This is a genomic window from Pseudomonas sp. C7.1 (assembly GCF_056312395.1).
Map to the genome: position 1 here is coordinate 2,460,596 of NZ_JBWDTL010000003.1, position 19,286 is coordinate 2,479,881.

A 19,286-nucleotide genomic window follows, 5' to 3' on the forward strand; every position below is an offset into this window, starting at 1 on the left:
CAAGGATGCACGCCATGAATCGCTGGGAAGGCCTCGACGAATTTGTTGCCGTGGCCGAGTGCGGCCAGTTCACCGCCGCCGCCGAACGCCTGAGCCTGTCGTCATCCCAGGTCAGCCGGCAGATCGCCCGCCTGGAAGAGCGCCTGCAAACCCGCCTGTTCTACCGCAGCACCCGTCGCGTGGCCCTGACCGAGGCCGGGCAGACCTTTCTACAGCACTGCCAGCGCCTGCAGGATGCCCGCGAGGAAGCCCTGCGCGCGGTCGGCGACCTGGGCAGCGAGCCAAAAGGCCTGCTGCGCATGACCTGCGCGGTGGCCTACGGCGAGCGCTTTATCGTGCCGCTGGTCACCGACTTTATGGTGCAACACCCGCAATTGCGGGTGGATATCGAACTGAGCAACCGCACCCTCGACCTGCTGCATGACGGCCTCGACCTGGCCATCCGCCTGGGCCGCCTGCAGGACTCACGCTTGGTGGCTACGCGCCTGGCGCCCCGGCAAATGTATCTGTGCGCCGCACCGGCGTACCTGCAACGCTACGGCCGGCCGCATTCACTGTCGGAACTGGCACGGCACAACTGCTTGATCGGCAGCTCGGATCTCTGGAGTTTTCAGGCCGATGGCCGCGATTCGAGCCTGCGGGTGCAGGGCAACTGGCGTTGCAACAGTGGCCAGGCCGTGCTGGAAGCCGCATTACGCGGCCTTGGACTGTGTCAGCTACCGGATTATTACGTGCTGGAACATTTGCGCAGCGGCGCGCTGGTCTCGTTGCTGGATAACCAGCAACCGCCGGACACTGCGGTGTGGGCGTTGTACCCACAGCAGCGGCACCTATCACCCAAGGTGCGGCAACTGGTGGAGTTTCTTAAACAGGGGTTGGCGCAGCGCAGCGAGTATCGCTAGAACCTGTTTACGGTCTCGCGAGCTAGAGTACTGCAAGGAAAAAAGAGGCGAGGAAGCGGAGTGTACTTTTGTACATGAGCATTCCGAGCCTGTTTTTAACGCAGCAGGACCGACGCGCAGCAGACCGTAGGCAGGTTCTTAGTTTTTCAAGTGCCAAAGGCTGGCCAGGCTACGCAAATCTTCCGGCCGTGTGACCTTGAGGTTATCTGCGCGCCCTTCGATCAGCCGTGGCGCCTGGCCAGACCACTCGATGGCCGAAGCCTCATCGGTAATCGCCACACCGGCAGTCAGCGCATCGGCCAGGGCGTGCTGCAACTCGCCGAGACGGAACATCTGCGGGGTAAAGGCCTGCCAGATGGTCGAGCGATCCACCGTCGTTTGCACCCGGCCATCGGCGCCTGCGCGCTTGAGGGTATCGCGGGCGGGCACGGCGAGCAGGCCGCCTACCGGGTCATCAGTCAATTCACTGAGCAACAAGTCGAGATCGCTGCGCGCCAGATTGGGCCGCGCGGCATCGTGTACCAACACCCAATCCTGCTCCTGAGCACCCAGCTCACTTAAGCGCAGCAGGCCGCTGAGTACCGAATCGGCACGCTCGGCACCGCCATCGGCGCGCTGAATACGTAGGTCACGGGCGCAGCCCAGGGTCGGCCAGTACGGATCGTCCGCCGCCAGGCTGACCACCACCGCACGCAACTGCGGATGCTCAAGAAAGCACGCCAGGGTGTGTTCGATAATACTTTTACCGGCCAGTTGCAGGTACTGTTTGGGCCGGTCGGCGCGCATCCGGCTGCCAATGCCGGCAGCGGGAATCAACGCCCAGAAAGGGGGGAGTTCGGGAGTGTTCATTCAGCCAACTGATAGAGGGTTTCGCCCTCTTTAAGCATGCCCAGCTCGTGGCGTGCACGCTCTTCGACGGTTTCCATACCGCTTTTCAGCTCCAGCACTTCCGCTTCGAGAATCCGGTTGCGCTCTTGCAGCTGCTGGTTTTCGCCCTGCTGATCGGCGATCTGCTGCTGCAACTGGGCCACCTGCGCCAGGCTGCCATCGCCGACCCACAGGCGATATTGCAGACCTGCCAGCACGGCAATCAGCACGATAAATACCCAGTAGAAATTATTGCGCATAGCGTAAAAAGCTTCCGAACGAAAAAGGGGCGACTCGCGCCGCCCCTCTTTTAACATGCCTGAGCTCAACCACGGAACTCGGCGCGGCCACGATAAACAGCTTTACCAGCCAGCTGCTCTTCGATACGCAGCAATTGGTTGTACTTGGACACGCGGTCCGAGCGGCATAGCGAACCGGTCTTGATCTGGCCAGCAGCAGTACCAACAGCCAGATCGGCGATGGTGCTGTCTTCGGTTTCACCCGAGCGATGCGAGATCACGGCGGTGTAGCCAGCGGCCTTGGCCATCTGGATGGCTTCCAGCGTCTCGGTCAGGGTGCCGATCTGGTTGAACTTGATCAGGATCGAGTTGCCGATCGACTCGTCGATGCCGCGCTTGAGGATCTTGGTGTTGGTCACAAACAGATCGTCGCCAACCAGCTGCACTTTGCTGCCGATCTTGTCAGTCAGCACCTTCCAGCCAGCCCAGTCGGACTCGTCCATGCCATCTTCGATGGAAATGATCGGGTAACGCTCGGCCAGACCAGCCAAGTAATCGGCGAACCCGGCGGCGTCAAAGACTTTGCCTTCGCCAGCCAGGTCGTACTGACCGTCCTTGAAGAATTCGCTGGAGGCGCAGTCCAGGGCCAGGGTGACGTCGTCGCCCAGGGTGTAACCGGCATTGGCAACGGCTTCGGCGATAGCCGCCAGGGCGTCTTCGTTGGAAGCCAGGTTCGGCGCGAAACCGCCTTCGTCACCGACGGAAGTGCTCAGGCCACGGGCCTTCAGCACGGCTTTGAGATGGTGGAAAATCTCGGTGCCCATGCGCAGCGCGTCGGCGAAGGTTTTCGCGCCAACCGGCTGAACCATAAATTCCTGAATATCGACGTTGTTATCGGCGTGCTCGCCGCCGTTGATGATGTTCATCATCGGCACCGGCATGGAGTAAACGCCTGGAGTGCCATTCAGGTCGGCGATGTGCGCGTACAACGGCACGCCTTTGGCCTGAGCGGCAGCTTTGGCAGCGGCCAGGGACACGGCAAGGATAGCGTTGGCACCCAGGGTGGCTTTGTTCTCGGTACCGTCGAGGGCAATCATCGCCAGGTCGAGGGCTTTCTGGTCGGTGGCATCTTTGCCCAGCAGCAGGTCGCGGATCGGGCCATTGATATTGGCCACGGCCTTCAGTACGCCCTTGCCCAGGTAACGGCTCTTGTCGCCATCACGCAATTCCAGCGCTTCACGCGAACCGGTGGAGGCACCGGACGGCGCGCAGGCGCTGCCGATGATGCCGCCTTGGAGGATTACATCGGCTTCCACAGTTGGGTTACCACGGGAATCGAGAACCTCACGGCCTTTGATGTCGACGATCTTTGCCATTGTGTGTAGCACTCCAAAAAGTTGACGAAAAGGGTAGTACCGAGCTGCACACTCGTTGGGCGCTGGAAGTTGCCCCGGCGCGCAACATGTACCGACTATTCAGTCAGATTGTATACAAAAGGCACTTTACCGCAGAATTGCCGTTTCAGGCAGTCTCAATCGGCGCAAAACTCTTGATCAAATCATCCAGCTGCTTGAGCTGAGTGAGGAACGGCTCCAGCTTGTCCAGACGCAGGGCGCAAGGGCCGTCGCATTTGGCATTGTCCGGGACCGGATGGGCTTCGAGGAACAGACCAGCCAGGCCCTGGCTCATACCCGCCTTGGCCAGGTCAGTGACCTGGGCACGACGACCGCCAGCGGAATCGGCACGACCACCTGGCATTTGCAGGGCGTGGGTCACGTCAAAGAACACCGGATAGTTGGTCTGCTTCATGATGCCGAAGCCGAGCATGTCCACTACCAGGTTGTTGTAACCGAAGCTGGAGCCGCGCTCGCAGAGGATCAGTTGGTCATTACCGGCCTCTTCGCACTTGGCCAAGATGTGCTTCATTTCCTGGGGCGCGAGGAACTGGGCCTTCTTGATATTGATCACGGCCTGGGTCTTGGCCATGGCCACCACCAGATCGGTCTGCCGCGACAGAAACGCCGGCAGCTGAATAATGTCGCACACCGCAGCCACCGGAGCCGCTTGCTCAGGCTCATGCACGTCGGTGATCACCGGCACGCCGAAGGTCTTTTTGATTTCTTCAAAAACCTTCATGCCCTCTTCCAGGCCCGGACCACGGAACGAGGTCACGGACGAGCGGTTGGCCTTGTCGAAACTGGCCTTGAACACGTAGGGAATGCCGAGCTTCTCGGTCACCCGCACGTATTCTTCACAGGCGCGCATGGCCAGATCGCGGGACTCGATTACGTTGATCCCGCCGAACAGCACGAAGGGTTTGTCGTTGGCGATTTCAATCCCGCCAACCTTGATGATCTTCTGGGTCATGCCTTAAGCCTTCTTCGCTTGCTGGGCCAAGGCCGCATTGACGAAGCCACTGAACAGCGGATGACCATCACGCGGCGTCGAGGTGAACTCCGGGTGGAACTGGCAAGCGACGAACCATGGATGATCCGGTGCTTCCACCACCTCAACCAGCGCGCCATCACCGGAGCGACCGGTGACCTTGAGGCCGGCTTCGATCAGTTGCGGCAGCAGGTTGTTGTTCACTTCATAACGATGACGATGACGCTCGACTATTACATCTTTGCCATAGCACGCGTGCACTTGCGAACCGGCCTGCAACTGGCAGTCCTGTGCACCGAGACGCATGGTGCCGCCCAGGTCAGAGGCATCGGTACGCTGCTCGGTCACGCCGGTGGCGTCCTGCCATTCGGTGATCAGGCCGACCACGGGATGCGTGCCTACGGCGTCAAATTCGGTGGAGTTGGCGTCGGTCCAGCCCAGCACATTGCGGGCGAACTCGATAACCGCAACTTGCATACCGAGGCAGATACCCAGGTAGGGAATCTTGTTCTCACGGGCGTACTGCACAGTCTTGATCTTGCCTTCCACGCCGCGCAGACCGAAACCGCCCGGCACCAGAATGGCATCCACGCCTTCGAGCAGGGCGGTGCCCTTGTTCTCGATGTCTTCAGAGTCGATATAGCGCAGATTGACCTTGGTGCGGTTCTGGATGCCAGCATGGCTCATCGCTTCGATCAGCGATTTGTAGGCGTCCAGCAGCTCCATGTACTTGCCGACCATGGCGATGGTGACTTCGTGCTCTGGATTGAGCTTGGCATCGACGACACGGTCCCACTCGGACAGATCGGCGCCGCCACACTCCAGACCGAAGCGCTCGACGACGAAATCATCCAAGCCCTGGGCATGCAGCACGCCGGGGATCTTGTAGATGGTGTCGACGTCTTCCAGGGAAATCACCGCACGCTCTTCAACGTTGGTGAACAGCGCGATCTTGCGGCGCGAGGAGATATCGATCGGGTGGTCGGAACGGCAGATCAGCACATCCGGCTGCAGGCCGATGGAGCGCAGCTCTTTCACCGAATGCTGAGTCGGCTTGGTCTTGGTCTCGCCTGCGGTGGCGATATACGGCACCAGAGTCAAGTGCATCAGCATGGCGCGCTTGGCACCTACTTCCACACGCAACTGGCGGATGGCTTCAAGGAACGGCTGCGACTCGATATCACCGACCGTGCCGCCGATCTCGACCATGGCAACGTCGGCGTCCCCGGCACCCTTGATGATGCGGCGCTTGATCTCATCGGTGATATGCGGGATGACCTGAATGGTCGCACCCAGGTAATCACCACGGCGCTCGCGGCGCAGCACGTCTTCGTAGACGCGACCGGTGGTGAAGTTGTTGTTCTGGGTCATGGTGGTGCGGATAAACCGCTCATAGTGGCCCAGGTCGAGGTCAGTCTCAGCGCCGTCGTGGGTGACAAACACCTCACCGTGCTGGAACGGGCTCATGGTGCCCGGATCGACGTTGATATAAGGGTCCAGCTTGAGCATGGTGACCTTCAGGCCCCGCGCCTCCAGGATGGCCGCCAATGAAGCCGAGGCGATGCCTTTCCCCAATGAAGAAACAACACCACCCGTGACGAATATGTAGCGCGTCATGAAAAACCCTAGAAGTCTGCGTTTAAGCGGTCAGTACCGCCGGGGAAAGCGAAGGAATAGTGAAGCGACCCATTGCAATACACCGCAATTAGCCAGCCCTGCCGATTCCCAAGGGGAGTCAACAAAAGCTCTAGTAAGACGGGAGCGTAGTCTACCGGAAAGGCCTTATCAGCTCAAACCTTGATCACTCGTCGGCGGCTGCCAATGCAATTGCCAGCTGCCATCGGCGGCGCCTTGCATACCTGGCAGGTTGGCGATTGCCACCACCTGGTTATCCAGACGCAGCAACGGCAGGCGGTCACGCACAAAAGCTGGCACGCGCAGTTCGTTGAGCAACCGCTTGAGATCGCGGTGCCCGCGCCCAAGCAACACCATCTGATCACCGGCCTGGCGATAGCCCAGCTGCCAATTGCCTGCGGGCAGCTGACCGTCAATTCGCACACTGCCATTAGCAGGCAATGCCAGCTGCTGATTGCCTTGAACGGCAACACTGAGCGGCGCGGGCGCGCAGAGCCAATCACCAGCCAGCCACCACAAACGCTCGTCACTGCGGCGCAGCTCCCCCGCCGCCAGCTTCCAGATTGGCGCGGCATCCACCGACGCATCACGCAGCGCCTGCCAACCGGCCCAGTGCTCACTATCCGGCATTGCCGTTAGCGGCCGTAGCCAATATCGCAGGGCATTGCGCTGGCGCGGCTCACTCAGATTGCGCAGCGCAGGCAGCGCCAGATTTGCTAACGGCAGCCAGGCAAACTCACTCGGCGCTTGAGCGGCAGCTATATCCTGCTGCGCCAACTCATCAAGCAACTGTGCAGCCTCACTCAAATGCGCGGCACTACGGGCCATATTGGTCGAGGCCTGCGGCCAGCGACTAAGCAACGCCGGCATCACCTGACGGCGCAGATAATTGCGCGAGAAGCGCTCATCGCTATTTGACGGATCTTCAACCCAGGTCAACTTGTGCTCACGGGCATACGCCAACAGCTCATCGCGCGAGCAGTTAAGCAGCGGTCGAACCAGCCGCCCCGCTCCCAGCGCGCGACTCATCGGCATGGCCGACAAACCCTGCACCCCCGCACCGCGCAGCAGGCGAAACAGCAGAGTTTCGGCCTGATCATCGCGATGTTGCGCAGTCAGCAGCACCTCACCAGCGCCGAGACGAGCCGCAAAAGCCGCGTAGCGGGCCTCGCGCGCCGCCTGCTCCAGGCTCGCGCCGGGAGCCACCTGCACATACTCGACCTGCAACGCTACAGACAAGGCCGCGCACAGCTCACGGCAATGCGCCGGCCAGGCATCGGCAGCGGCCTGCAGGCCGTGATGGATATGGATAGCGGAAAGTGGCGGCAATGCCTCGCGCTGCGCGAGGCTGGCCAGCAGGTGCAGCAGCACCGTGGAATCCAGCCCGCCGGACAGAGCGATATGCCAGGCCGGCGCAGTGCGCCAGGGCGCCAGAGAATCCAGCAACCTGGCGCTCAGGGTCATTTAGGCGATGCCGTAGCTCATCAAACGCTCATAACGACGCTTGAGCAGCGCATCGGTATCGAAGGTCTTGAGCATTGCCAGCTGCGTCAGCAAGGCCTGACGCACCGACTCAGCGGCAGCCGCCGGATCGCTGTGCGCGCCACCAAGTGGCTCACCGATCACCTGATCAACAATGCCCAGGCCTTTCAGGCGCTCAGCAGTAATGCCCATGGCCTCAGCGGCATCCGGCGCCTTTTCTGCGGTTTTCCACAGAATCGAGGCGCAGCCTTCCGGCGAGATTACCGAGTAGGTGGAGTACTGCAGCATATTCAGCTGATCGCACACGCCAATCGCCAAGGCACCGCCGGAACCACCTTCACCGATCACGGTGGCGATGATCGGGGTTTTCAGGCGCGCCATTACACGCAGGTTCCAGGCGATGGCTTCGCTCTGGTTGCGCTCTTCGGCGTCGATACCTGGGTAGGCACCTGGGGTGTCGATAAAAGTCAGGATCGGCATCTTGAAGCGTTCGGCCATTTCCATCAGACGGCACGCCTTGCGGTAGCCCTCCGGGCGCGGCATGCCGAAGTTGCGGCGTACTTTTTCGCGAATCTCGCGGCCCTTCTGGTGACCGATAACCATCACCGGCTCACCGTCCAGACGGGCAACGCCGCCGACCAGGGCCGGGTCGTCGGAGAAGTGGCGGTCACCATGCAGCTCATCGAACTCGGTAAAGATGTGCTGCAGGTAATCCAGGGTATAAGGACGGCGTGGATGGCGCGCCAGCTGGGCGATCTGCCAGCTGCTCAGGTTGCCGAAAATGGTTTCGGTCAGCGAGCTGCTCTTGTCCTGCAGGCGGGCGATCTCATCGCCGATGTTCAACGAGTTGTCGTTACCAACCAGGCGAAGCTCTTCGATCTTGGCTTGCAGGTCGGCGATCGGCTGTTCGAAATCGAGAAAATTCGGGTTCATAGTCATCCGTCTTGCGTCGACGGCCAAGTGGCCGGGAGCTGTATCCGTTATCGCGTCCTACCTTATAGCAGCAGGCGCATTCAGGTCGACACCGGACTGCAGGTAAACCGTGCAGCCGTTCAAGGCGTCGCAACTGAAACGCAGAGCCTGGGCTCCGCAAATCAGCGGTAGTGCAAAAAGACGTTGTCTTTGCCGAACTGGTCACGCAATGCCTGAATCAGGCTGTCAGCCGGCTCAATACGCCAGGCTTCGCCAAACTGCAATTGCGCCTTGGCACCGCTGCCGCTGTAGTCGACGGTGATCGGGCATGCGCCGCGATGACGACCGCACAAGTCGGCCAGCCAGCGTAGCCGATCACCTTGCAGAGCGCTGCTGGCGACCTTCAAACGCAGGCTGTCGGCCAGGCCGGTGCGCGCTTCTTCCAGGCTCATCACCCGCTTGGCACGCAGACGCAGGCCGCCGGAGAAATCGTCGTTGCTCACCTCGCCCTCAACCACCACCAGGGCATCGGTCTGCAGCAAGGCCTGGGCGCTGTTAAAAGCCTCGGCGAACAGGGAGGCCTCGATGCGCCCGGAGCGGTCATCTAGGGTGATAAAGCCCATCTTGTCGCCTTTTTTGTTCTTCATCACCCGCAGGTTGACCACCAGGCCGGCAATCGTCTGATCGCCGCGTGCGGCTTTCAGGTCAACGATGCGCTGGCGGGCAAAACGTCGCACTTCGCCCTCGTACTCGTCAATCGGGTGACCGGTCAGATACAGGCCCAAGGTGTCTTTTTCACCCTTGAGGCGCTCTTTCAACGTCAGCTCGCGGGCGCGCAAATGGTTGAGGTAAACATCCGCCTCGGCATCCGCAAACACGCCGCCGAACAGGTCCATATGCCCGCTCTCGGCGCTGCGCGCAGTCTGCTCGGCGGCCTGCACGGCCTCCTCCATCGCAGACAGCAATACCGCGCGATTGCGGTCGATATTGGCCTTGTAGGCTTTCAGCTCCTCATGGAAGTGCGGGCCCAGACGGTCCAGCGCACCGCTGCGAATCAGTGCTTCGAGGGTGCGCTTGTTGATGCGCTTGAGGTCGACCCGCGAGCAGAAGTCGAACAGGTCCTTGAACGGTCCTTCTTGACGCGCTTCGACGATGGCCTCCACCGGCCCCTCGCCCACGCCCTTGATCGCGCCCAGGCCGTAGACGATCCAGCCTTCGTTGTTAACCGCGAATTTGAACTCGGAGATGTTCACATCTGGCGCATCGAGGCGCAGCTTCATGCTGCGGCACTCCTCGATCAGGGTCACGACCTTGTCGGTGTTGTGCATATCCGCCGACAGCACCGCCGCCATAAAGGCCGCCGAATGGTGCGCCTTGAGCCAGGCGGTCTGATACGAGAGCAAGCCATAGGCGGCCGAGTGGGATTTGTTAAAGCCGTAACCGGCGAACTTCTCCACCAGATCGAAGATGTTGCCGGCCAGGTTAGGATCAATGCCGTTGTTGGCGCAGCCTTCAATAAAGCCGCCGCGCTGCTTGGCCATCTCCTCGGGCTTTTTCTTACCCATGGCGCGGCGCAGCATATCCGCACCACCGAGGGTGTAGCCGGCCATGACCTGGGCGATCTGCATCACCTGTTCCTGGTACAGGATGATGCCGTAGGTCGGTTTCAGCACCGGCTCCAGACCCGCGTACTGATAGTCCTGATGCGGGTAAGAAATCGGCTCGCGGCCGTGCTTACGGTTGATAAAGTCGTCCACCATGCCCGACTGCAGCGGCCCCGGACGGAACAGGGCTACCAGGGCGATCATGTCTTCCAGGCAGTCCGGCTTGAGCTTCTTGATCAGCTCCTTCATGCCGCGCGATTCAAGCTGGAATACCGCGGTGGTCTCAGCTTTCTGCAGCATGCTGAACGTCGGCTTGTCATCCAGCGGAATAAAGTCGATGTTCAGGTCCGGCAGGCCTTGCTTGGCCTGCTCGCGGTTGATGGTCTCCATCGCCCACTTGATGATGGTCAGGGTACGCAGGCCGAGGAAGTCGAACTTCACCAGACCGGCGGACTCCACGTCGTCCTTATCGAACTGGGTGACCAGGCCGCCACCCTCGTCATCGCAGGCAATCGGCGAGAAGTCGGTGAGTTTGGTCGGTGCGATGACCACGCCACCAGCGTGCTTACCGGTGCCACGACAAATGCCTTCGAGCTTGAGCGACATCTCCCAGATTTCCCGGGCGTCTTCGTCAACCTTGAGGAAGTCTCGCAGCGGCTCTTCCATCTCGTAGGCTTTTTCCAGGGTCATGCCGACTTCGAAGGGAATCATCTTCGACAACCGATCGGCCAAGCCATAGGACTTGCCCTGAGCCCGCGCCACATCACGCACCACCGCCTTGGCTGCCATGGTGCCGAAGGTGATGATCTGGCTCACCGCGTTGCGGCCGTATTTCTCGGCCACGTAATCGATTACCCGGTCACGGCCGTCCATGCAGAAGTCGACGTCGAAGTCGGGCATGGAAACCCGCTCCGGGTTGAGGAAACGTTCAAACAGCAGGTCATAGGCCAGCGGGTCGAGGTCGGTGATCTTCTGTACGTAGGCCACCAGCGAACCAGCACCCGACCCACGGCCAGGGCCCACCGGGACACCGTTGTTCTTCGCCCACTTGATAAAGTCCATTACGATCAAAAAGTAACCGGGGAAGCCCATCTGGATGATGATATCCAGCTCGAAATTCAACCGGTCGATATAGACCTGACGCTTTTCTTCGTAATTGGGTGTGGTGTCCTTCGGCCAGAGCACGGCCAGGCGCTCCTCCAAACCTTCGAACGAGACCTGGCGAAAGTATTCGTCCATGGTCAGGCCCGCCGGCACCGGGAAATCAGGCAGGAAATACTTGCCCAACTGCACGTCGATATTGCAACGCTTGGCAATCTCGATGGTGTTTTCCAGAGCTTCCGGCAGGTCGCTGAACAGCTCGGCCATCTCCTCCGGACTCTTCAGGTATTGCTGATCGGAATAGGTGCGCAGGCGGCGTGGATCATCCAGGCTGCGGCCTTCTCCAATACACACGCGGGTTTCGTGGGCGGCGAAGTCGTCCTGCTTGATAAAGCGCACATCGTTGGTCGCCACCAGTGGCGCGCCGACCTTATCGGCTAGGACCACAGCAGCATGCAGATGCTCTTCGTCATTCACCCGATTGGTGCGTTGCACTTCCAGATAAAAACGCTCGGGGAACACCGCCATCCACTCGCGCAGCACCGCCTCGGCTTCTGCCGGTTCGCCATCGAGCAAGGCATGACCGACTTCGCCTTCCTTCGCCCCGGACAAGGCAATCAGGCCTTCGGCCGCCTCCTTGACCCAGTCACGCTGGATAATCACCAGGTCATTGCTCTGCCCGTCACTCCAACCGCGCGAGACCAGTTCGGTGAGGTTGCGATAACCCTTGGCATTCATCGCCAGCAGGGTCATGCGGCTTAGCGGGCCATCTTCATCGGCGCTGGCCAGCCAGATGTCGGCACCGCAGATCGGCTTGATGCCGCCGCCCATGGCCGCCTTATAGAACTTCACCAACGAGCACATATTGCTCATATCGGTGACCGCTACCGCCGGCATACCGGCTGCCGCCACTGACTTGATCAGCGGCTTGACCCGTACCAGCCCGTCGACCAGGGAAAACTCAGTATGCAAACGCAGGTGGACGAACGAAGCGGTCATGGCAGTCCTATACAAAACGCAAAAACGATAAGGCCCGGATTGTACCGGGCCAAGGTGCAAACAACAGCAGGTAGAGTGGGTCGGGCCGCGTAGGTTGAGCTCAGCGATACCCATCGCGCGAACATGATGGGTATCGCTGCGCTCAACCCATCCTACGTTTCCAATAGCGCCTTTACCGGGCCAAAGGAGCGTCGGTGAATCGGGGTTGGCCCTAGGCGCCGCAACGCTTCCAGGTGTACCAGCGTGGGATAGCCTTTGTGTCCGGCGATGCCGTAGCCGGGGTATTGCGCATCGAGCAGCTGCATCTCGCGATCACGGCTGACCTTGGCCAGGATTGATGCCGCAGCAATCGCCGGCACCTGACTATCACCCTTGACCACAGCAGCGCTGGGCACGTGCAGTTTCGGGCAGCGATTACCATCAATCAACGCCAGCTTGGGCGTGACGCTCAAGCCCTCGACCGCGCGCTGCATGGCCAGCATAGTGGCCTGGAGAATATTCAGCTGATCGATTTCTTCCACCTCGGCCCGGGCGATGCACCAGGCCAGGGCTTTTTCGCGAATCTCGTCGAAGAGTTTTTCCCGACGCGCCTCGGTCAGCTTTTTCGAATCGTTCAGACCGAGAATCGGCCGCGCCGGATCGAGAATCACCGCCGCCGTCACCACGGCGCCACAAAGCGGGCCACGACCAACCTCATCGACGCCGGCCACCAGCTCTTGCACCAGGGTGAAATCCAGCCCTAGTTGCATCAGGCCCGCCCTACTAGCGCAAGCACCGCATCGGCGGCCTGCACCGACGCATCGCGGCGCAGGGCGCGGTGAATCACGTCAAAGCCTTCGGTCTGCACTTCGCCGCTATCGAGCAATGGTGCCAGCAACTGGGCCAGCGCTTCGGGTGTGGCCGCATCCTGAATCAACTCCGGCACCAGCAAGCGCTCGGCCAGCAGATTCGGCAGGGAAATATAAGCGCTGGTGACCAGGCGCTTGAGGATGCGATAGGTCAACGGCGCAACTTTATAGGCCACCACCATCGGCCGCTTGTACAGCAGGGCCTCAAGGGTCGCCGTGCCGGAAGCAATCAGCACCGCATCACAGGCCGCCAGCGCCTCATGGGAACGCCCATTGAGCAAGGTGAGCGGCAGATCGCGCCCCACCAACATCTGCTCAAGCTGCGCACGGCGCTCCGGACTGGAGCACGGCAAGACAAACTGGATGCCAGGGCGCAGGGTGCGTAAACGCACTGCCGCATCGAGAAACAGACTGCCCAAGCGCGACACTTCGCCACCCCGACTGCCCGGCAACAGGGCCACCACCAGCTGATCCTGCGCTAGGTTCAGCGCCTCGCGGGCCGCAGCACGATCCGCCTGCGGTGGAATGGTATCGGCCAGCGGGTGGCCGACAAAGCGCACCGGCACCTGATGATCCAGGTAGAACTGCGCCTCGAACGGAAACAGCGTCAGCATCAGGTCGCAGGCCTCGCGAATTTTCAGCACGCGCTTCTGCCGCCAAGCCCACACGGACGGGCTGACGTAATGCACGGTCTTGATGCCAGCCTGACGCAACTTGAGTTCAAGGGTCAGGTTGAAATCCGGCGCATCAATGCCGATAAATACGTCCGGTTTGGCCTCAATCAGGGTGTTGATCAGCCGCTTGCGCCGCGACAGTAATTCAGGAAGGCGGCCAAGTATCTCGACCAGGCCCATCACCGAGAGACGCTCCATCGGGAAATAGGAACTCAGCCCTTGATCCTGCATCAGCGGGCCGCCGACACCGATAAATTCGATCTGGGGATAGCGGACCTTGAGCGCCTGCATTAACCCGGCACCGAGAATATCGCCAGACGCCTCGCCAGCCACCAGCGCGACACGCATTAGAGCCGCCATGGGTTAGCGGGTAATGCCGCGTTGGGAAGCCAGGATCGAGTCGCGGAACACCGCGACTTCAGGAAACTGCAAGGCCGGCTCGGTCAGCTCGGCCAATGCGACCTCAATGGTCAGCCCCTGGCGATACACTGTTTTGTAGGCGCGACGCAGAGCGGCGATCGCCTCGACACTGAAACCACGGCGGCGCAGACCTTCGAAATTCATGCTGCGCGCCCCTGCTGGGTTGCCCGAAACCGTGACATAGGCCGGCACATCCTTACCGATTGCGCTGCCCATGCCAGCGAAGCTGTGCGCCCCGATATAGCAAAACTGATGCACCAGGGTGTAACCGGACAGAATCGCCCAGTCACCGATATGGACATGGCCGGCCAGCGCGACATTGTTGACCAGAATGCAATGGTTGCCGATTACGCTGTCATGGCCGACATGGGCATAGGCCATGATCAGGTTGTGGTCACCCACGGTGGTCTCGTCGCGATCCTGGATGGTGCCCCGGTGCATGGTCACACCTTCGCGGATGATGTTGTGATCGCCAATCACCAGCCGCGTCGGCTCCCCCTTGTACTTGCGATCAGGGGTGTCCTCGCCCAGCGAGGAAAACTGATAAACGCGGTTGTGCTTACCAATTTTGGTTGGCCCTTTGATGATCACATTAGGCCCAAGCACGGTACCCTCACCAATTTCCACATCAGGCCCGACAATCGACCAAGGGCCGACGACGACGTCGTCGGCCAGCTTGGCACTGGGGTCAATAATGGCGCGAGGGTCAATCAAACTCATAGTTTGCGTTCCGCACAGATGATTTCTGCCCCGCAGACTTCCTTGCCGTCGACGCTGGCCTTGCACTCAAACTTCCAGATGCTGCGCTTGCTGCTCAGGTAACGCGCCTCAAGGATAAGCTGATCACCGGGCACTACAGGCTGGCGAAAGCGTAGCTTGTCGGAGCCAACAAAGTAATAGAGGGTGCCATCGGAGGGCTTCAGATTCATCATTTTGAAGCCAAGAATACCAGCGGCCTGAGCCATGGCCTCGATGATCAAAACGCCAGGCATGATCGGGTGCTCAGGGAAATGCCCGTTGAAGAACGGCTCATTGATGCTGACATTCTTATAGGCACGAATGCGCTTGCCTTCAATATCCAGCTCAGCCACCCGATCCACCAAGAGGAACGGATAGCGGTGCGGCAAGTATTCGCGAATCTGGTTAATGTCCATCATGTGCAGAGAAGCCTGTAAGAGAAAAAGAGAAGCCGGCAAATACCGGCTCAGGCATCAGATGGAGTGTCGGCAGCTGGGGTCACGGCGGCCAACTGCTTTTCCAACTGTTGCAGACGTCGCGCCATGTCATCCAACTGACGAATCCGTGCAGCGCTCTTGCGCCACTCAGCCGCCGGCTGCATGGCGGTACCCGAGGAATAGGAGCCGGGCTCAGTGATCGAACGGGTGACCATGGTCATGCCGGTGACGAACACGTTGTCGCATACCTCGATATGCCCAACCATGCCGACGCCACCCGCGATCATGCAGTTCTTGCCGATCTTGGTGCTGCCGGAAATCCCTGCGCAACCCGCCATGGCCGTGTTGTCGCCGATCTGCACGTTATGCGCGATCATAATCTGGTTATCCAGCTTTACCCCGTTGCCAATCAGCGTGTCCGACAGCGCGCCACGGTCGACGGTGGTATTGGCGCCGATTTCGACATCGTCACCGATGGTCACCCCACCGATCTGCGCAATCTTCTGCCAGACGCCCTTCTCGTTGGCAAAGCCGAAGCCCTCACCGCCGATCACCGCGCCCGACTGAATCACCACCCGCTTGCCGATCCGTACGTCGTGATAAAGCGTTACGCGCGGGGCCAACCAACCGCCTTCACCAATCACCGAGCGCGCGCCGACAACACACTGCGCGCCGACGGTTACCCCGGCGGCAATCTGCACGCCAGTCTCGATCACCGCATAGGCGCCGACACTGGCAGTTGCATCAATCTGCGCATCAGCAGCCACCACAGCGGTGGAATGCACGCCAGGCAAGGCTTGAGGCTTGCGGTCAAACAGATGGGAGAGTTCGGCATACGCCAGATAAGGATTGCCGACGACCAACGCATTACCGCTGTAGCTTTCGGCATCAGCGGCGGTCAATAGCACCGCGCCAGCCTGAGAGCCCGAGAGAAATTTCCGGTACTGCGCATTTGCCAGAAAGCTCAGCTGATCAGAGCCGGCTTCCTGCAGGGTCGCTAAGCCACTGATCGGCTTACCTGAGTCGCCACGCACGGTGGCACCCAGGCGCTTGGCCAACTGGCCAAGGGTAAAAACCATTGCCGTCATGATCAGCGCAGCTTGTTCATACGCTCAATAACTTGACGGGTGATGTCGAACTGTGGCTTGACATCAATCACCGCGCCGCGCTCCAGCACCAGGTCGAAGTTACCGGTCTTGATCACTTCTTCCACAGCCTTGTCCAGGTTGGGCTTGAGCTTTTTCAGCATTTCACGATCAGCCACAGCCTTGGACTCGTTCAGCTCCTTGGACTGGAACTGGAAATCACGGGCTTTTTGCTTGAATTCAAGCTCCAGGCGCTCACGCTCGGCGGTCTGCATTTTTTCGCCATCTTTAACCAGGCGGTCCTGAATGCGCTTGGCGTCGCTTTCCAGGGTTTTCAGCTTGTTCAGCTGCGGGCCGAACTTCTTTTCGGCATCCACGGCATAACGCTTGGCAGCGTCAGACTCGAGCAAAGCCATTTGATAGTTCAATACCGCTACTTTCATCTCGGCAAAGGCCGGGGTTGCCAACAAGGCAACGCTTAACAAAACCAGTTGAGTCAACTTACGCACGGTGCAACTCCTGCAAAAACTGTTGGTATTCAAAAATCCGACGCTTAGAACGTCTGACCGAGAGAGAACTGGAAAATCTGTGTATCGGCATCATCTGGCTTGATGATCGGCATGGCCAAACTGAAACTCAAAGGACCTAATGCGGTGATCCAGGTCAAGCCGACACCCACCGAACTGGCCAAGTTACCTGGATCAATACTGCCGCATTCGTCCTGGGACTTGCCGCAGCTGGTGTCGAAGACGTTACCCACATCCCAGAACAGTGCGGTACGCAGGGAGCGCTGGTCTTTGACGAACGGCATAGGGAACAGCAGCTCAGCACCACCTTGAATCAGCACGTTGCCACCAAATGGCAGTGGGTCTTGATCCGGATCTTTACTAGTACCAGGGTTAGTCCCTTTGCTCGGCGTACTGCGCGGCCCAAGGCTACTGTCTTTGAAACCACGCACCGAGTTGAAGCCGCCGGCATAATAATGCTCATAGAACGGCAAATCGGAAGTAGAACCATAGCTGTCGCCATAACCCAACTGGCTATGCAAGCGCAGGGTGTAGGTGTCGCTCAGCGGCTTGAAGATCTGGCCACGGTAGTCGACCTTGAAGAACGACAGGTCACTGCCCGGCACTGTGGTTTCGAATACCAGGCTCTGCGAGTGCCCACGGTTTGCCAGCACGCCACGGTTCAGGGTCGACTCGGACCAGCCAATCGACGCTTTGAGGTTCAGGTAGCTGTCGCCCTCTTCCTTGATAAAGTCGAAAATTTCATCAACGGTATAAACGCCGGTGCCAATACTGTCGTTCTGAACGGTTAGGCCATAAGTCAGGCGCGAGGTATCGCTGATTGGATACCCAATACTGGCACCCGCACCGTAGCTGTCCACCGAGTAGCTGGAAACGTCGGTATTTAACTCGTCGTAATCGGTTTCACGGAAGAACGCGTTGTAACCCAGGCTTACACCGTCTGGCGTCCAGTAGGGATCGACAAAACCGAAGTTATAGTTGCTCTGGTATTCGCTACGGGTCAGACCGACACTGACCTTATTACCCGTGCCCAAGAAGTTGTTCTGGGTAATCGAGCCGCCGAGTATAAGGCCGGCGTTCTGAGCAAAACCAACACTGGCGGTGATAGAACCGGAAGCCTGTTCTTCAACGCTGTAATTGACGTCAATCTGATCGTCGGTGCCCGGCACCTGCGGAGTTTCGACGTTAACTTCCTTGAAATAGCCCAGACGCTCCAGACGGGTCTTGGACTGATCGATCAGGTAAGTCGAAGCCCAGCCGCCTTCCATCTGACGCATTTCACGACGCAGTACTTCGTCTTCCGACTTGGTATTGCCACGGAAGTTGATGCGGTTAACGTAAGCGCGCTTGCCTGGGTCAACCACAAAGGTAATGGACACGGTGCCATCATCATGGGCTTGCGGCACGCCGTTGACGTTGGCGAAGGTATAGCCTTCATTACCCAAGCGGCGAGTGATCAGTTCGGAGGTGGTGGTCATCACTTTGCGCGAGAACACCTGGCCTTCCTGAACCAGCAGCAAAGCGCGGACGCCCTCTTCCGGCACCTTTAACTCACCGGTGAGTTTGACTTCACGCACGGTAAACTTCTCGCCTTCATCGACGTTGACCGTGACATAGACGTGTTTTTTGTCCGGGGTGATGGATACCTGAGTCGAGCTGATATCCATATTGATATAGCCGCGATCCAGGTAATAGGAGCGCAAGCGCTCCAGGTCACCGGAGAGCTTCTCACGGGCATACTTGTCATCATTTTTGAAGAAAGACAGCCAGTTGGTGGTCTTCAGCTCGAACAGACCGATCAGGTCCTCATCGGCAAAAACCGAGTTCCCCACCACGTTGATGTGCTGAATAGCGGCAACCGAACCTTCATTGATATTGATCTTCAAGGCCACGCGGTTGCGCGGTTGCGGAATCACTTCGGCTTCGATTTCAGCGGAGTAGCGGCCCTGAGCGACGTACTGACGCTGCAACTCATTGCGCACGCCTTCCAGGGTGGCCCGCTGGAAGATTTCGCCTTCGGCCAGGCCTGACTGATTCAGGCCCTTGAGCAGGTCTTCGCTGCTGATGGCCTTGTTGCCTTCAATCTCGATACTGGAGATCGAAGGACGCTCAACTACGGTGACCACCAGCACATTGCCATCGCGACCGAGCTGAATGTCCTGAAAGAAACCGGTTTTGAACAGTTCGCGAGTCGCCTCAACCAGGGACCGATCATCGGCTTGCGCGCCCACGTTAAGGGGCAATGCACCGAATACGCTGCCCGCAGAAACGCGTTGCAGACCGGTAACCCGGATATCGGTGATGGTGAAGGACTCGGCGTGAACTTCGGTGATCATCAGAGCGGCAAGCACCGCAGGTAGCAGCAGACGTTTCATGAAGTCCTTTCTTATTCCAACTGACAATAAAAAATCTGCCGCTTAGTGCGACACGT

General features: G+C 59.5%; 16 protein-coding genes. 1 reads left to right on the top strand and 15 read right to left on the bottom strand.

Annotation, left to right across the window (positions count from 1 at the left end; genetic code table 11):
• Positions 1 to 14: 14 nt before the first annotated feature.
• Positions 15 to 902 carry a LysR family transcriptional regulator gene (locus AC0T4W_RS15045; RefSeq protein ID WP_476320236.1) on the top strand — a complete coding sequence of 296 codons (888 nt, stop codon included), beginning with the start codon at positions 15 to 17 and terminating at the stop codon, positions 900 to 902.
• A gap of 138 nt (positions 903 to 1,040) precedes the next feature.
• Here AC0T4W_RS15045 and ispD read toward each other — a convergent pair whose 3' ends face one another.
• The 15 genes from ispD to bamA all read right to left on the bottom strand — a co-directional run bounded on the left by ispD (position 1,041) and on the right by bamA (position 19,230).
• Positions 1,041 to 1,751, bottom strand: coding sequence for a 2-C-methyl-D-erythritol 4-phosphate cytidylyltransferase (ispD, locus tag AC0T4W_RS15050; protein ID WP_476320239.1), 711 nt, complete (start codon positions 1,749 to 1,751; stop codon positions 1,041 to 1,043).
• Positions 1,748 to 2,029: a cell division protein FtsB gene (gene ftsB / locus AC0T4W_RS15055; protein WP_090248365.1), complete on the bottom strand. Its 282-nt coding sequence runs from the start codon at positions 2,027 to 2,029 to the stop codon at positions 1,748 to 1,750. The genes ispD and ftsB overlap by 4 nt, the downstream gene beginning before the upstream one ends.
• Positions 2,030 to 2,094: 65 nt before the next feature.
• Positions 2,095 to 3,384 (bottom strand): phosphopyruvate hydratase, encoded by a 1,290-nt coding sequence (gene eno / locus AC0T4W_RS15060; protein WP_476320242.1) that lies wholly within the window; start codon positions 3,382 to 3,384, stop codon positions 2,095 to 2,097.
• 145 nt (positions 3,385 to 3,529) lie between these two features.
• Positions 3,530 to 4,375, bottom strand: coding sequence for a 3-deoxy-8-phosphooctulonate synthase (gene kdsA, locus AC0T4W_RS15065; RefSeq protein WP_476320244.1), 846 nt, complete (start codon positions 4,373 to 4,375; stop codon positions 3,530 to 3,532).
• A 3-nt stretch (positions 4,376 to 4,378) separates the two neighbouring features.
• Positions 4,379 to 6,010: a CTP synthase gene (locus AC0T4W_RS15070; protein ID WP_476320246.1), complete on the bottom strand. Its 1,632-nt coding sequence runs from the start codon at positions 6,008 to 6,010 to the stop codon at positions 4,379 to 4,381.
• Positions 6,011 to 6,178: 168 nt separating this feature from the next.
• Entirely contained in the window at positions 6,179 to 7,492 is a 1,314-nt protein-coding gene (gene tilS, locus AC0T4W_RS15075) for a tRNA lysidine(34) synthetase TilS (protein ID WP_476320248.1), read from the bottom strand.
• Positions 7,493 to 8,443, bottom strand: a complete 951-nt coding sequence (locus AC0T4W_RS15080) for an acetyl-CoA carboxylase carboxyltransferase subunit alpha (RefSeq protein ID WP_476320250.1) — start codon at positions 8,441 to 8,443, stop codon at positions 7,493 to 7,495.
• A 161-nt stretch (positions 8,444 to 8,604) separates the two neighbouring features.
• Positions 8,605 to 12,126 carry a DNA polymerase III subunit alpha gene (dnaE, locus tag AC0T4W_RS15085; protein WP_476320252.1) on the bottom strand — a complete coding sequence of 1,174 codons (3,522 nt, stop codon included), beginning with the start codon at positions 12,124 to 12,126 and terminating at the stop codon, positions 8,605 to 8,607.
• Positions 12,127 to 12,278: 152 nt separating this feature from the next.
• A complete protein-coding gene (gene rnhB / locus AC0T4W_RS15090; protein ID WP_476320255.1) occupies positions 12,279 to 12,875 on the bottom strand; it encodes a ribonuclease HII in 597 nt (198 codons plus the stop codon).
• Positions 12,875 to 14,008 (bottom strand): lipid-A-disaccharide synthase, encoded by a 1,134-nt coding sequence (lpxB, locus tag AC0T4W_RS15095; RefSeq protein ID WP_476320257.1) that lies wholly within the window; start codon positions 14,006 to 14,008, stop codon positions 12,875 to 12,877. Before lpxB ends, rnhB begins: the two co-directional genes overlap by 1 nt.
• Before the next feature lie 3 nt (positions 14,009 to 14,011).
• Positions 14,012 to 14,788, bottom strand: coding sequence for an acyl-ACP--UDP-N-acetylglucosamine O-acyltransferase (gene lpxA / locus AC0T4W_RS15100; RefSeq protein ID WP_476320259.1), 777 nt, complete (start codon positions 14,786 to 14,788; stop codon positions 14,012 to 14,014).
• Entirely contained in the window at positions 14,785 to 15,225 is a 441-nt protein-coding gene (gene fabZ / locus AC0T4W_RS15105) for a 3-hydroxyacyl-ACP dehydratase FabZ (protein ID WP_476320261.1), read from the bottom strand. The genes lpxA and fabZ overlap by 4 nt, the downstream gene beginning before the upstream one ends.
• Positions 15,226 to 15,272: 47 nt before the next feature.
• Positions 15,273 to 16,334 carry a UDP-3-O-(3-hydroxymyristoyl)glucosamine N-acyltransferase gene (gene lpxD / locus AC0T4W_RS15110; protein ID WP_476323699.1) on the bottom strand — a complete coding sequence of 354 codons (1,062 nt, stop codon included), beginning with the start codon at positions 16,332 to 16,334 and terminating at the stop codon, positions 15,273 to 15,275.
• Positions 16,334 to 16,837 carry an OmpH/Skp family outer membrane protein gene (locus AC0T4W_RS15115; protein WP_090238860.1) on the bottom strand — a complete coding sequence of 168 codons (504 nt, stop codon included), beginning with the start codon at positions 16,835 to 16,837 and terminating at the stop codon, positions 16,334 to 16,336. Before AC0T4W_RS15115 ends, lpxD begins: the two co-directional genes overlap by 1 nt.
• Before the next feature lie 44 nt (positions 16,838 to 16,881).
• Entirely contained in the window at positions 16,882 to 19,230 is a 2,349-nt protein-coding gene (gene bamA, locus AC0T4W_RS15120) for an outer membrane protein assembly factor BamA (RefSeq protein ID WP_476320263.1), read from the bottom strand.
• Positions 19,231 to 19,286: the final 56 nt, after the last annotated feature.

What these genes read in the sequence shown, in the direction of transcription:
- AC0T4W_RS15045 (WP_476320236.1), top strand. Translation starts at nt 15, where the DNA reads ATGAATCGCTGGGAAGGCCTCGACGAATTTGTTGCCGTGGCCGAGTGC.
- ispD (WP_476320239.1), bottom strand. Translation starts at nt 1,751, where the DNA reads ATGAACACTCCCGAACTCCCCCCTTTCTGGGCGTTGATTCCCGCTGCC.
- ftsB (WP_090248365.1), bottom strand. Translation starts at nt 2,029, where the DNA reads ATGCGCAATAATTTCTACTGGGTATTTATCGTGCTGATTGCCGTGCTG.
- eno (WP_476320242.1), bottom strand. Translation starts at nt 3,384, where the DNA reads ATGGCAAAGATCGTCGACATCAAAGGCCGTGAGGTTCTCGATTCCCGT.
- kdsA (WP_476320244.1), bottom strand. Translation starts at nt 4,375, where the DNA reads ATGACCCAGAAGATCATCAAGGTTGGCGGGATTGAAATCGCCAACGAC.
- AC0T4W_RS15070 (WP_476320246.1), bottom strand. Translation starts at nt 6,010, where the DNA reads ATGACGCGCTACATATTCGTCACGGGTGGTGTTGTTTCTTCATTGGGG.
- tilS (WP_476320248.1), bottom strand. Translation starts at nt 7,492, where the DNA reads ATGACCCTGAGCGCCAGGTTGCTGGATTCTCTGGCGCCCTGGCGCACT.
- AC0T4W_RS15080 (WP_476320250.1), bottom strand. Translation starts at nt 8,443, where the DNA reads ATGAACCCGAATTTTCTCGATTTCGAACAGCCGATCGCCGACCTGCAA.
- dnaE (WP_476320252.1), bottom strand. Translation starts at nt 12,126, where the DNA reads ATGACCGCTTCGTTCGTCCACCTGCGTTTGCATACTGAGTTTTCCCTG.
- rnhB (WP_476320255.1), bottom strand. Translation starts at nt 12,875, where the DNA reads ATGCAACTAGGGCTGGATTTCACCCTGGTGCAAGAGCTGGTGGCCGGC.
- lpxB (WP_476320257.1), bottom strand. Translation starts at nt 14,008, where the DNA reads ATGGCGGCTCTAATGCGTGTCGCGCTGGTGGCTGGCGAGGCGTCTGGC.
- lpxA (WP_476320259.1), bottom strand. Translation starts at nt 14,788, where the DNA reads ATGAGTTTGATTGACCCTCGCGCCATTATTGACCCCAGTGCCAAGCTG.
- fabZ (WP_476320261.1), bottom strand. Translation starts at nt 15,225, where the DNA reads ATGATGGACATTAACCAGATTCGCGAATACTTGCCGCACCGCTATCCG.
- bamA (WP_476320263.1), bottom strand. Translation starts at nt 19,230, where the DNA reads ATGAAACGTCTGCTGCTACCTGCGGTGCTTGCCGCTCTGATGATCACC.